Raw genomic sequence first — 12,740 nt, 5'->3', positions numbered from 1 at the left:
AACTTTGATTTCGTATAATGTATATTATGTTAAATAGAATATCCAAGACTGTGGCCTACACAACCTCAGTTGTAGCCACAGCTCAACATAATGAATCTGGTAAAGTTTATTCATTATGTTGAGTAAGCTAAGTAACATAATATACGTTATGCCGAAATCTGACGCGCTTTAAACAAATATCTGTCTTAACCGTAAACTAAGCTGTAATTTTCTATGTTAATTACATTTAAATTCCAACCCTCTCATTTTCCAACTAGCTCAGGTTATAATAATGGCCTCCCAAAATATGGTTGATCTATTATGAACACCTCCAATGACCCTCTACACGGTAAAAAACTTGCTGACATTTTGGATGAATTATTGGATTACTACGGTGGCTTTGAAGGCTTAAGTCGTAAAATTGAAATTAGATGTTTTTGCATAGATCCAAGTGTTAAATCATCATTGCGATTCTTGCGTACCACACCATGGGCACGTGAAAAAGTAGAAAGCTTATATTTGTATGTCTTACGCCAAAAAGCCAAACAGAAATCGTAGCTATCAAAACCCAGCCTCAGCATAATATTTTATACCAAATACTAAACTACACTTATTGAATAGCCATCGATTTTGTAGACACCTGTTAGTTAGTGGTGGACTGCCACCATTCTCTTAGACAAATTTAGTCTATTCTTAAGACTTTTTTAGTAGGAAACTATGTATTCATAGCTAGGTTCATGAACCAAATATTTTATAAGTTATCATTTTAATGCTCCAAGTAATTAAATTTAATTGTGAATTAGATTCTAGGTGAACATAAGTTAATTAGAATATCAAAGACTGCGACCCACTACAGTCAACTGTAGTCGCAGCTCAACATAATGAATTTAGACAAGTTTATTCATTATGTTGAGTAAGCTAAGTAATATAATATTCGTTATACCGAAATCCTGCGCTATATCATTCGATCAACATGATGATCTATGGTCAGTTGAGAATTAGCGAGAGTTAATTCCGCTGGCACAAAGATAAATCATGGCGGAAAAACTCGAATCCGTTTTGTCGCTGCGCATGGCAATGCGTTTGAATTCTTTCAATTTGCAAAAATAATTCTCTATCAAATGCCGCCATTTATACATACAGCTATCAAATACACGCTGAACAGTACGATTGGCTTTTGGTGGAATAACTGCCTTTGCATCTCGATCATCAAGTTCTTTTAACAGCCAATCCGCATCAAATGCCTTATCTGCCAATAATGCTTGAAAATCAATACCTTCAATTAACGGCTTAACTTCAGCTAAATCATGATATTGCTCAGGCATTAAGCGGAATTTAACCAAATTTCCAAGACTGTCGGTCAAAGCTAAAATTTTTGTGGTCATTCCACCTCTTGATTTACCTATCGCCTGACTATAGATCCCCCTTTTGCGCCTTGACCATGATGATGTACCTTAACAACTTACGCAGCAGTGCTGCTCACATCCACCATAGCGTATTCCATTTTCCGAATTCGGGTGGCAAATTTCGCCATGGACTACCTGTTCGTGCGATCCAGAGGACTGCTTCAAGAAATATCATTATGCAATTATAGAATTTGTATCGTTATTTGGCTAATTCTCAACAGACCCTAATTCATAATGGAAAAGTAATTTTTGGCTCCAATACATATGATTAGTATCCATTTAATATAATGGTCGTTATTCGAAGTTAAAAATGAGAACTTATAGCTTTCATTTCTAGTCTTTAATCTGATTTACTTAATCATAAATCTGCACTTACTTTACTAAATAAAAAAGCACCTCAAATTGAGATGCTTTTTTATTTATGCAAAATTATTTTTGCAAAGGATTATTTTTAAAGTATTCATCCACTTTATTCCAAGGTGCTTTAGACGCAACGCCACTCAAAATATTGCTACTGACACTTTGGCATAATTCGCTACTTGGTGTTAAGTGGAAGTTATTCAGTGTTGGATCCATATAAGGCAATGAACCTGGCTGACGTTGGAAGTAAAAGTTTAACCCGTCTATCATTGCTTCAAAGCCATAACCTTCCATTGCCCAAGCACTATTGTGCCCACCCCAATGATGGCCAAATTCATGCGCAATAATTCGATAACCCGAAAGACGATAATGACCATAATATAGCCAACCATCAACACCAAGAACCTGTCCACCACCAAGGCCACCACCCATATTAGTCACGCCTAAGCTAATTTGACCGCGATTCAAAATTTCTTGGTATACACGTTTATAGTCCTCTGCTTTATAAAAACCGCCAGCACCTTCAACTTTTCCGCTATTACCAAAGAAGTCATGTCCCATCACCGCTTTATGATTAAACCAAAGGGTTTCAAACTCAGGAGTGCTCAACATATACGCCAAATTGGTCATCATAATGACCCACTCACGTGCATACGCTGGCGTAATACGACACCACTTACCAGGCTCATCATAAGTACCAAAGACAATTTTCCAACCAGCTTTAATCGTATTTAACTTTTGTACATGTACATCCGTATCTGATGTAATTTTCACTTCATCAAATAAATCCGCAGGAATTTCATCAAAGCTACTAAGACCTGGTAGTTGGACTGAGCCTTTACCATTAATCAAATTAAAGCGGGTATTTCCATCAATTTTAAGTTTGATCGCTGAATTTGAAAATGGTGTTAACCGATCTAAATTGGCGACTTCCACCCATTGATTACTTTGACGTAATTTACCTTCAATTTTGAGATTAGTTACAGGAGCAGCACTATAACTTTGTAAGCGTAAAGCAGATCCATCAAACGATACCGACAGGATTTTATTTATAAGCACATTGCGCTGTGTTGTATTCGTCAACGTAGCCCAGCTCTCACCATCTTGTAGCATTCTGGTCTGCTCTGTCGCCTGTGATTCTAGTAATCCTATAGATTTCACAGGGTCATTAGAAACAACTTGCTTAATTTTACGTAGCGGTAAAGCAATAATTTTTTGATTAGACAACGTATAAATAGTATCGCCATATACTGTTAAATCTAAAGATTTAGGTAGAGTTTGCGATGTAGTCTGCCCTTTTACACGGTATTGCTGAACAGAATCAACTGTATTACTTGGTATAGCCGTACTTACACTTAGCAGATTATCTTTTGAAAAACTTGAAATCTTACCGCTTGGTTGTGCTGTATACAGCAAATTATCCTGCGCACTGTGAACTACTGTTGCAATTGAATTTTGTGTTTTTATTGGTTGAATTAATGAATTTGTATCCATTGTCTCTGTAATAGATTTAATATCATATACATAGGTATGGCCATTTGTAGTACTTGCATAGAGCTGATCACCCACAACTTCTAATCGTGGTGCACAATTAGCTGCGCAACCTGGTAATGATAAACGATTGAATTTACGTGTTTCTTTTGCTGTAACAGCATCTTGAGTCCACATATTAATTCGGTTCAGTTGATCTGCAACAAACACATATTTATCATTAGCTGTAACAGAACTCGGATTGGTCATTGCATAGAATGGTTGCCCACCATTCAGAGAACCTGTTCCTAAAGACATAATAAAATTAGGGTTTTCTGTAGAAATATCAAAAACATCTACTCTATGATTAGCAGATGCAGATACGTAAAGACGATTGCTTGAAATATAAATGTCACTGATATCAGCCCAAGTCGTAGCAGTATTACCAAAAGCATTTTCAGCCGTTAATGCTGTAAGATTTTTCTTGTTTTTTACATCATAACGTAAGATTTTTGTAGGTGAGGTGCTATCTGCAATATATAAAATATCACCACTCAGCTGAATCGCTTTAGGATTCCAAGCTTCAAGCGAAAAACTTGATGCTGTTAATTCAGAAGCAATATCTGCCAAACGGACGAATTCATCTGCATTTTGCAGAGGAGGCTTTACTGGTAGATTAATCTCAGGCTTTGAACTCGTTGCACCTTGGGTTGAATTCGCTTGACCAGACTCACCCCCACACCCCGACATAATTAAGGCAATAACTACCCCTAAAATTCGTAATTTCACTTAGTCACCAAAATAAATATATGTTTTATCAATATCTTATAACTTAAATAATCACATAGCCCTAGCGAAATAACTGAGACACAAATCAATCACTTCAGTATTATTCATGTGATTTTCACGGTATTAAACTATTAGTAGAATTAGTCGTCATTTTTATATTTGCTTTGCGATTAATTTTCCCGCGACTGAGAGGCTATTAAGGTCATCTATGAATGAATAGCCACCGATTTTGTAGACACACTTTAGTTAGATAAGATGGCTAATTAACGAGGTTTTTATGAGCAGTAGCAAACGATAACCCGAAGAATTTAAAGTTGAAGCAGTAAAGCAAGTGACTGAAAAAGGTCATAATCTGGCTGAAGTTGCCGCACGTTTAGGTACAACCACGCATAGTCTTTATGCCTGAATTAGCCACTTGCGCAGTACACTGCTCATGTCATGCTGTTGCTGAGAGCTTCTTTCAGTTGTTAAAGCGAGAAAGAATTAAGAAGAAAATATATGCATCAAGAACTGAAGCCAGATCTGATATCTTTGAATATATTAAGATGTTCTATAATTCAAAATGACGACATGGTTCCAATGGTCAGCGTTCTCCATTAGATTATGAAAAGCTCCAGCAAAAGATGGTTATGTGTGTCTAAAATTTTGGTGGCTATTTAAAAAGCAAAAGGAGGATGTAAATTAGATCCTGTGTTAAAACAATACAACCGTGAAATCAATAAAAGAAGAAGAGGTATTGAGCATGTATTTGGTGTGTTAAATATCTTCAAAATACTTTCAGAGCACTATCGCAATAGAGGGAAAAGACTCGGTTTAAGATTCAATTTAATTGCTGGAATTTACAACTTAGAATTGAATGAAAAATGACTTATGAAAGAGGTCTACTCAAAGCCTCAATAATATAGATAACGATTGGTTTTTTATTTCTAATTTGTCATAGTTAATATGAATTTTCAGCATACTTTTCATAAATTTTATCCCTTATGATCGAGTCAACTAATCTAGGATTGGATTAGTGAATGAAATTCCTTCAGATATTAATCTAGGGTGATTATATGGAAAATATATCAACAACAATTACAGCTCAACCTAGTCTTCAAGTTGAACAAAAAACAAATGCAGCTACTAATAAAAAGTCTTTAATTGCTAGTGCTGTTGGTAATTTATTAGAATGGTTTGATTGGACAATCTATGCCGTTGCATCTGTCTATATTGCAGCAGCACTATTTGATAAAAGTGATCCAACTTCTGCATTACTCAATACTTTAGCTGTTTTTGCCGTAGGTTTTGTTTCAAGACCCTTAGGGGGCTTCATTTTTGGGCCTTTAGCCAATAAGTTTGGTCGCAAAAATATCATGCTTACTACAATGGTATTAATGGCACTTTCTAGCATGATGATTGCTTTCATTCCAAGCTTTTCCAGTATCGGATATTGGGCCTCATTTTTATTGCTGATCGCCAGATTGATTCAAGGCTTTGCTCATGGAGGAGAAACTGCAACTTCATTTGCATATATTGCGGAAATTGCACCAAATCATAGGCGTGGACTCTGGGCAAGTAGCTCTTATGTTGCCAATGGCACTGGTACCTTACTTGCGACATTATCATTTGTAGCATTAAATATTTTTTTCACTTCAGAAGAAGTTTATGAATGGGCTTGGAGAATTCCATTTTTTGCAGGTGGTTTACTGGCTTTTGTAGCGCTATATTTACGTCGAAATATGGTGGAAAGTCATGTGGAAAGCGATGTTTCTGAAGATGATGTAAATTGGACTATGGGACAATTTTTAAGCAGGGGCTTCAAACTTTTTCTATATGAAGCAGGCTCTACTATTACATTCTATACATGGGTGGTCTGTGTTTCTATTTACGCTATTACTTATAAAGGAATGGATCCTAAATCCGCTTTCCTTATGAGTTGTTTGGCTCAGATTATCTATATTATTTGCCTTCCGTTTCAAGGCTTACTTTCAGATTATATTGGTAGAAAAAAAACCATCTTGATTACTTATTTTGGCTGTGCAGTTTCAATCTTTCCCTTATGGAATATGATTTCTGAAGAACCGTGGACATTATTTGTAGCACAAACTATTGGCCTCATTTTAATTGGATTTTTAATGTCTTGTAAGGCTGCTGCTATGTCAGAACAAATCCCAACCAAGTACCGAACCAAAATGCTAGGAGTATTTATGTCTCTCGCTATCGCAATCTTTGGTGGAACTGCTTCCTATATTAATACATGGCTATACTCAAATAACCAAGGCTGGCTATTTGGTATCTATCTAATTCTAATTTGTATTATATCTTTTATTGTCGTTATACGCTGGAAGGATAATACAGGCGTACCGTTAGACCAAATAAAATAAATAGATTCAAAGTTATATAAAGACTCTCCTAAAAGGAGAGTTTACTTTTTTATAGTCCAAGGATTTTTTTTGATTTTTTCTGTGAAAAAACTCATAAAGCTTTTAATTCGGGGACTTAAAAATTTACGATTTGGATAAATCAAGTAAATTGGTTCCGGCTCTTTCAATCTATAAGTGCTGAGTAACGGAACTAATTTTCCAAGTTGAATATCCTTTGCTACATTGTAATCGGCTAAACGTACGATACCTTGCCCATCTAAAGCGAGATCTCGTAGGAAATCACCTTGAGAAAATGAAGCCAGCGGTTTAATGGGTAAACTGAATTTTTCATTATCTTTTTCATATTCCCATAAATTCCAATCATTTAAATAGTTGAAATGAAAACACTTGTGCTGTAATAAATCGTTAGGTTGTTTTGGAGTTCCAAAACGCTCTAAATAACTCGGTGAAGCGCAGGTAATCCATTCACTTGTACCTAAGCGGGAAGTCACACGAGATGAATCAGGGAGTGTTCCTCCGTATATTGCTAAATCAATTCCTTTTTCAAACTCATCTTCATAGCGTGATTCAATTTTTATATCGACATGTAAATTTGGGAAGCATTCAATGAACTCTGGAAGCCAAGGTAAAATTTGATGACGCGCAAAAGTTGGCATAGTTTTGACTCTCAACAATCCACTAATTTTTTCTGGAAAATGCTCAGCTAATGAGTCTGCTTCTGCCATGGCTTTAACAACTTTTTTTGCACTCTCTAAATATAGCTGGCCTTCTTCCGTCAACACTAGCTTACGAGTACCTCTTTGTATTAAACGCACTTTTAATCTATTTTCTAGTCGGCTAATCATTTTGCTCATTGCTGATGGGGTTAGATCGTGTACTCGTGCTGCAGCTGAAAAATTACCATGCTCATAAGCCCAAATAAAAGCTAACATTTGTTTATAATTATCCATAAAAATAATTCCATATATTTGCTTAAATATTACCTTAATAATTTGATATTTAATAATATTATTTATATAAATTGTTCCATTTATTCATAGCTGTTATGAATCAAAGTAAGCTAATCCCTTGATTTATATTTGTTAAGATAGATCTACAAGTTGCAAGACAATAAGGATTTTAGCAATGAATACTCAAAATAAAGCTATACAAGAATATGCAGAAGATATGCCCTATCAGCTGCCACAAGTGCCGTATATGCCTCAGGAAATTATAACACCTGAAGTTCTAGGTACTATGCTAGATGATGATGATTTATGGGTGCCAAGTTCAGAAAATGGATGTGTAAGCTTTAAACCCTTACTCTTAAGTGTAAGTGGAGGATACTTCATTAATCTTTTAAGAGTAAAAAAAAGTGGGATTCTATCGCGCCATCGCCATAATGGGCCTGTTCATGCATTTGTAATCAAAGGACGTTGGTATTACTTAGAACATGATTGGGTTGCAGAAGAAAATTCTTTTGCTTTTGAACCTCCAGGTGAGGCTCATACTTTGTATGTACCAGATGACGTAGATGAAATGATTACGTTATTTACGGTCTATGGTGGGTATATTTATGTTGACCCATATGGTAAACCAGAAGGTTACGAAGACGTATTTACTAAGCTAGAGCAAGCGCGCGCGCACTATAGAAAAATGGGTATTCCAGATTCTGAACTAGAAAAAATTATACGTTAAAAAACAGATTTTATGCGAAGCCTGGCTATAGATCCAGGCTTTTCTGTTATTCCCAAGTAGAAATGTCCTATACCGACATTTCTAAGTCAAGCACAGGATTCAGATTTCATTGTTGAATTGCTATTTTCTGTGCACATGTGCTTGGCATCTTTTGAGAGCGATTATGTTTGTTTTATTGTTCTAATTCTTCATGCTATTGCTGGATATGGGCCAGAACCGAACCTAATTTTTTATTCTCAACCACTTCATTTTGATGTAGCCCAGCCAATTTGCTAAAGATGCTGTACTTGATTTTTCGTCCATCATGCATAATCACTACAGTGCCATCAGGATATAACCCCATATTTTGAAATAAGAAACATAGTATGGCTGCTAAAGTAGTTCTCATTACAGGTGCATCTTCTGGTATAGCCGTAGGCAATAAGCCAATATGAACATACCCACCTACTTTAATTGAAATACAATATTTTTATAAAACTGAGTGTATATTATTAGACATGGTTTATTATTTATTTAATTCTAATATGAAGAATACACTTTCTGACAACACTCAAATTAGAGCGGTTTCTACTTTTTCTGAATTTGTAAATTCAAATTTTCAAGGAGATATGAATGCCATTTGCTGGTATAGAAATTTGGTTGGTAATTTTAAAGAAATTGTGACCAAACTTGAGTTAAAAGAGAATATTACAGAAGTTTCCGTTGAAGACCTTTTAACGCTGCAGCTTTCAGAAAAAGGGAATCTAGCAAGGGGAATTATCTTAAGTGATGTGCAGCTATTAACTGATTTCGGAGCATCACCTTCTCTTAATTTACTTAAAAGTTACGAACGGGATAAAGAGCTAGATTTCATTTCAACAGATGTATATTCGTATCATATTGATCGTTCCCCTATCGAAACGGATACTTTTTTATGTACCTATTATGGTCCTGCAAGTGATATCCTGCCCCATGCTCAGGTTGAGCAAAAGATTTTGATTCCAGAAATCAGGGGAAAACTCAAAGAACTACATGACGGCCCAGAAGCTGAATTTGAAACTTTCCTAGAAGAGTATTTCTTTGATCTGCATTATCAGCCTAAACCCAATACAAAACCTGTGAATTTAGGCTCAGGACATCTTTGGCGACTGGCAGTAGATCATCCAACGCAACAGGTCTTACCCTGTGTTCATAGAGCTCCTGTTGAAAAGGATGGTGAGTATAGACTGCTATTGATTTGTTAAATATTTATTCGATATATCAAGGATTCAAATAACGGTACGCTATACGCTGCTGATTGTGCATGCCGCATTTGATTAAATATAATAAACTGAAATACAAATAATTATATTTAATCAAAATTGATAGTGCCATATCAAGAATAAAAAAGCCCATATCTAATGGGCTTTTTTATTCTTGGGACTCAACTGAATATATTTTAAAGTAATCCCTTAAAAAGGAAAAAACATCCTACGATAAGCAACAATACAGCAAAGCATTTTTTCAACATTTGTGGTGATTAAGGTACAGTTAAGAGTTTGATGTTAAATAGATAGTTGATTTAAGCGATTTCCGTCTGCCCCACCTGATGATAAGCACGATTAAAATAAACCAAACTTTGATCATGTTGGCTTTGTTGAATAGCGACAATACGACACATAAAAATAGTATGCGTTCCAACTTCTTGAATTTGATCAATCTCACAATCAAAATTCACCAAAGCACCCTCTAAAACGGGTGCGCCAGTTTCTAATTCTGTCCAAATACCGTGTTTAAAACGCTCTGCTGAACTCATTTTGGATGAAAATACGTTAGAAATATGCTGATGCTGTGCGCCTAAAACATTCACAGTTAAAATTTTATTATCTACAAAATGTACATGTGATCTAGACGCTTTATTCATACAGACTAATAATGTCGGCGGTGTATCGGTGACACTACACACTGCAGATGCAGTAAATCCATGACGATCAGACATGCCTGCCGTAGTCACGACACTAACTGCACTTGTTAACAAAGACATTGCATCTCTAAAGTCTGTTGCTTCAATCATCATTTTATTCCTAAATTGAACCGTACTTTTTTCTTTATATGCTACGTGATTTCGTCACGTAGGCACATCATCTGAATGAGTTCTGAGTAGAAGTGATGCTTCTTCTTAATTGAGCTGAGGGTTACCTGTTTGATCAGCAATACCAAGCCCAATTAAACCTAAAAAGTAACCCTTTATATCACTCTATCGGTGAGTATTAAGCCGAAAGTTCTCTACGGATGATTTCTGCCCCTGCACTTAAAGCATTGAGCTTGCCTCTTGCCACGTCACGAGATAAAGGCGCCATGCCACAGTTGGTAGAAGGGTAGAGTTTATCGGCATCTACAAACTGAAGGGCTTTTCGTAGCGTATTGGCGACTTCCTCAGGCGTTTCAATGCTATTGGTTGCCACATCAATAGCGCCTACCATGACTTTTTTACCTCGAATCAGCTCAATGAGATCCATTGGCACACGAGAGTTTTGACATTCCAGTGAGATGATATCAATTTTAGATTGTTGCAACTTAGGGAAAGCTTCTTCATATTGACGCCACTCTGAACCGAGCGTCTTTTTCCAATCTGTATTGGCTTTAATGCCATAGCCATAGCAAATGTGTACAGCAGTTTCACATTTCAGACCTTCAAGCGCTCTCTCTAATGTTGCAACGCCCCAGTCATTCACTTCATCAAAGAACACATTAAATGCAGGTTCATCAAATTGGATAATATCAACACCCGCAGCCTCTAATTCTCGGGCTTCTTGATTGAGAATTTTAGCAAATTCCCAAGCCAGTTTCTCACGGCTTTTATAATGCCCATCATAAAGCGTATCAATCATGGTCATCGGGCCTGGCAGTGCCCATTTAATCGGTTGTGTGGTTTGCTGACGTAAAAATTTAGCATCCTCAACAAAAACAGGTTTTTGACGAGAAACAGCACCAACAACTGACGGTACGCTCGCATCATAGCGATTACGAATTCGAACAGTCTCACGTTTTTCAAAATCAACACCATCAAGATGTTCAATAAACGTGGTGACAAAATGTTGGCGGGTTTGCTCGCCATCACTGACAATATCAATGCCTGCATGCACTTGTTCTTGCAATGACAAACGTAACGCATCTTGCTTCGCTTCAATTAATGCCTCACCCTCTAATTTCCAAGGTGACCAAAGTTTTTCAGGCTCTGCAAGCCAAGACGGTTTCGGTAAGCTGCCAGCTGTTGATGTTGGTAATAAAATTGCCATGTTAAATCTTCTTTCTCAATATTTGTTAAATTACGCCGCGTTTTCTTGCTTAGCATCGTTGTTTACAGTGAAGTTAGCAGCCCATTGCTCAAGGATATCTTTGTAAGGCTTGATAAAGTTTTCTTCAGTCCACTTCCCTTGTTTCACTGCCAATTGACCACGCTCAACACGGTCATACACAATTTGCGTGAGTGAGAAATCCTGATAGTTCAGACTTGGTTGATACACTAAACCTGCAGGTGAATTGATGTTATAAATTTCAGGACGATAAATCTTTTGGAATGTTTCCATCGTGCTGATCGCACTGATCAATTCGAAATCTGTGTAGTCACGAAGTAAGTCGCCTGCGAAATAGAATGCTAACGGTGCATTGCCATTTTCAGGTTTGAAATAACGAACGGTTAAACCCATTTTTGCGAAATAGTCATCTGTACGTGAATATTCATCATTTGTGTATTCCACGCCCAATACAGGGTGCACATTTGCAGTACGATAATATGTTTTCGACGTTGAGACAGAGAGACAAATCACAGGTTGTTTGTTAAATTCAGCTTTAAACACGTCTGAATTAACTAAATGTTGATAAAGCTTGCCATGCAAATCACCAAAGTTCTCTGACTTTTCACCAGTCTTAAAGCCCAGTTCAGGTAACACAACACTGAAGTCATAATCACGCACGTAAGATGAGAAACTGTTGCCAATCATGCCTTCAATACGATCATTTGTTTTATGGTCTATAATGGTACTTTTCAGTGTTTCAATAAATGGGAAAGTTTGACCGTTGCCTTCAATATCGAGTTCAGCAGAAATGATGTCAATTTCAAGTGAATAGCGATCCGCTTTAGGGTTATCAACACTTGCCAAGCTATTAAAACGGTTGTTGATCATCGCTAAAGTTCTGCGTAGATTCTCTTGACGGCTTTCACCACGAGCTAAATTGGCGAAATTCGTGGTCAAACGCGTGTTGTCTGCTGGTTGATAGTTTTCGTCAAAACGAATGCGCTTAATTGAACATGCAAACTGATTACTCATGATGATCTGCTACCCTAAAGCTTTAAATAAAATCTAAATTTCTGTATGGCTTTATTTAAGCTCGAATCATTACATGAGTAAAACGATATAAATTCAGTAAAAGATGAGTTTTATTCACTTTAAGTAAACTTGGTTATCCATTCCGTTTTAAGTAATGCTTTTGCTGCAGGCATATTTTCCAAAAATGAACCTCTAAATATGAATCGACCTAAACCTTTGGCAATTTTCGATTCAAATAATGCTTCATGCATAAAATGTAGATGCTGATATTTAATAAGCTGGCTGAATGTGGGCTGGCGAGAGAAATAAGGCAATTCAGGTATAAATTCTTTTCCTGTGTTTGCATGCCATAATGAAGTCCACAAATAGGTAAATCAGATGACTCAGGATAAATGCTAATCTAA

The 12,740-nt window shown here is 36.5% G+C and carries 11 protein-coding genes and 5 pseudogenes; 7 read left to right on the top strand and 9 right to left on the bottom strand.

The features are described 5' to 3' along the window. Positions 1-300 precede the first annotated feature (300 nt). Positions 301-537 (top strand): VF530 family DNA-binding protein, encoded by a 237-nt coding sequence (locus B9T25_RS07290; protein ID WP_074947644.1) that lies wholly within the window; start codon positions 301-303, stop codon positions 535-537. Positions 538-977: 440 nt separating this feature from the next. On the opposite strand, the gene B9T25_RS07285 is transcribed toward B9T25_RS07290, so the two are convergent. The 3 genes from B9T25_RS07285 to B9T25_RS07280 form a co-directional block, all read right to left on the bottom strand. Then, positions 978-1,364 (bottom strand): transposase, encoded by a 387-nt coding sequence (locus tag B9T25_RS07285; RefSeq protein ID WP_171262748.1) that lies wholly within the window; start codon positions 1,362-1,364, stop codon positions 978-980. 94 nt (positions 1,365-1,458) lie between these two features. Continuing rightward, positions 1,459-1,560: a transposase gene (locus B9T25_RS14855; RefSeq protein ID WP_213032989.1), complete on the bottom strand. Its 102-nt coding sequence runs from the start codon at positions 1,558-1,560 to the stop codon at positions 1,459-1,461. A 254-nt stretch (positions 1,561-1,814) separates the two neighbouring features. Next, complete coding sequence (locus B9T25_RS07280; RefSeq protein ID WP_228146865.1) at positions 1,815-4,004, bottom strand: hypothetical protein; 2,190 nt, start codon at positions 4,002-4,004, stop codon at positions 1,815-1,817. Between the two features lie 298 nt (positions 4,005-4,302). Between B9T25_RS07280 and B9T25_RS14850 the strand changes: the two are divergent. The 4 genes and pseudogenes from B9T25_RS14850 to B9T25_RS07265 all read left to right on the top strand — a co-directional run. Next, positions 4,303-4,407, top strand: a pseudogene (locus B9T25_RS14850) (transposase); the annotation flags it as partial. Between the two features lie 22 nt (positions 4,408-4,429). Further along, positions 4,430-4,645: pseudogene (locus B9T25_RS14675) on the top strand (IS3 family transposase); the annotation flags it as partial. A 55-nt stretch (positions 4,646-4,700) separates the two neighbouring features. Continuing rightward, positions 4,701-4,871: pseudogene (locus tag B9T25_RS14670) on the top strand (IS5/IS1182 family transposase); the annotation flags it as partial. A 188-nt stretch (positions 4,872-5,059) separates the two neighbouring features. Further along, entirely contained in the window at positions 5,060-6,370 is a 1,311-nt protein-coding gene (locus tag B9T25_RS07265; protein WP_086187796.1) for an MFS transporter, read from the top strand. A gap of 41 nt (positions 6,371-6,411) precedes the next feature. On the opposite strand, the gene B9T25_RS07260 is transcribed toward B9T25_RS07265, so the two are convergent. Further along, on the bottom strand, positions 6,412-7,320 hold the full coding sequence (locus B9T25_RS07260; protein WP_086187795.1) for a LysR family transcriptional regulator: 909 nt from the start codon (positions 7,318-7,320) through the stop codon (positions 6,412-6,414). Positions 7,321-7,495: 175 nt separating this feature from the next. On the opposite strand from B9T25_RS07260, the gene B9T25_RS07255 reads away from it, so the two are divergent. Beyond that, on the top strand, positions 7,496-8,047 hold the full coding sequence (locus B9T25_RS07255) for a 2,4'-dihydroxyacetophenone dioxygenase family protein (protein WP_086187794.1): 552 nt from the start codon (positions 7,496-7,498) through the stop codon (positions 8,045-8,047). A 106-nt stretch (positions 8,048-8,153) separates the two neighbouring features. On the opposite strand, the pseudogene B9T25_RS14430 reads toward B9T25_RS07255, so the two are convergent. Further along, positions 8,154-8,381: pseudogene (locus B9T25_RS14430) on the bottom strand (ISNCY family transposase); the annotation flags it as partial. Positions 8,382-8,571: 190 nt separating this feature from the next. Between B9T25_RS14430 and B9T25_RS07250 the strand changes: the two are divergent. Next, on the top strand, positions 8,572-9,270 hold the full coding sequence (locus tag B9T25_RS07250) for a DUF1826 domain-containing protein (protein ID WP_086188009.1): 699 nt from the start codon (positions 8,572-8,574) through the stop codon (positions 9,268-9,270). A gap of 317 nt (positions 9,271-9,587) precedes the next feature. Here B9T25_RS07250 and B9T25_RS07245 read toward each other — a convergent pair whose 3' ends face one another. From B9T25_RS07245 to B9T25_RS14665, 4 genes and pseudogenes are all read right to left on the bottom strand, one after another. Continuing rightward, positions 9,588-10,079 carry a flavin reductase gene (locus B9T25_RS07245; RefSeq protein WP_086187793.1) on the bottom strand — a complete coding sequence of 164 codons (492 nt, stop codon included), beginning with the start codon at positions 10,077-10,079 and terminating at the stop codon, positions 9,588-9,590. A 196-nt stretch (positions 10,080-10,275) separates the two neighbouring features. Continuing rightward, positions 10,276-11,304 (bottom strand): methionine synthase, encoded by a 1,029-nt coding sequence (locus tag B9T25_RS07240; RefSeq protein WP_086187792.1) that lies wholly within the window; start codon positions 11,302-11,304, stop codon positions 10,276-10,278. A gap of 30 nt (positions 11,305-11,334) precedes the next feature. Then, positions 11,335-12,336: a putative oxygenase MesX gene (locus B9T25_RS07235; protein WP_086187791.1), complete on the bottom strand. Its 1,002-nt coding sequence runs from the start codon at positions 12,334-12,336 to the stop codon at positions 11,335-11,337. A gap of 128 nt (positions 12,337-12,464) precedes the next feature. After that, positions 12,465-12,701, bottom strand: a pseudogene (locus B9T25_RS14665) (methylenetetrahydrofolate reductase); the annotation flags it as partial. Positions 12,702-12,740: the final 39 nt, after the last annotated feature.

Origin of the sequence: Acinetobacter sp. ANC 4470 (genome assembly GCF_002135335.1) — a bacterium.
Lineage (GTDB): Bacteria > Pseudomonadota > Gammaproteobacteria > Pseudomonadales > Moraxellaceae > Acinetobacter.
Note: the sequence above shows the minus strand (reverse complement) of the source record. Positions and strands in the feature narration are given on the sequence as shown.

Coding starts and splice junctions, on each gene's coding strand:
- B9T25_RS07290 (WP_074947644.1), top strand. CDS start 301: ATGAACACCTCCAATGACCCTCTACACGGTAAAAAACTTGCTGACATT.
- B9T25_RS07285 (WP_171262748.1), bottom strand. CDS start 1,364: ATGACCACAAAAATTTTAGCTTTGACCGACAGTCTTGGAAATTTGGTT.
- B9T25_RS14855 (WP_213032989.1), bottom strand. CDS start 1,560: ATGATATTTCTTGAAGCAGTCCTCTGGATCGCACGAACAGGTAGTCCA.
- B9T25_RS07265 (WP_086187796.1), top strand. CDS start 5,060: ATGGAAAATATATCAACAACAATTACAGCTCAACCTAGTCTTCAAGTT.
- B9T25_RS07260 (WP_086187795.1), bottom strand. CDS start 7,320: ATGGATAATTATAAACAAATGTTAGCTTTTATTTGGGCTTATGAGCAT.
- B9T25_RS07255 (WP_086187794.1), top strand. CDS start 7,496: ATGAATACTCAAAATAAAGCTATACAAGAATATGCAGAAGATATGCCC.
- B9T25_RS07250 (WP_086188009.1), top strand. CDS start 8,572: ATGAAGAATACACTTTCTGACAACACTCAAATTAGAGCGGTTTCTACT.
- B9T25_RS07245 (WP_086187793.1), bottom strand. CDS start 10,079: ATGATTGAAGCAACAGACTTTAGAGATGCAATGTCTTTGTTAACAAGT.
- B9T25_RS07240 (WP_086187792.1), bottom strand. CDS start 11,304: ATGGCAATTTTATTACCAACATCAACAGCTGGCAGCTTACCGAAACCG.
- B9T25_RS07235 (WP_086187791.1), bottom strand. CDS start 12,336: ATGAGTAATCAGTTTGCATGTTCAATTAAGCGCATTCGTTTTGACGAA.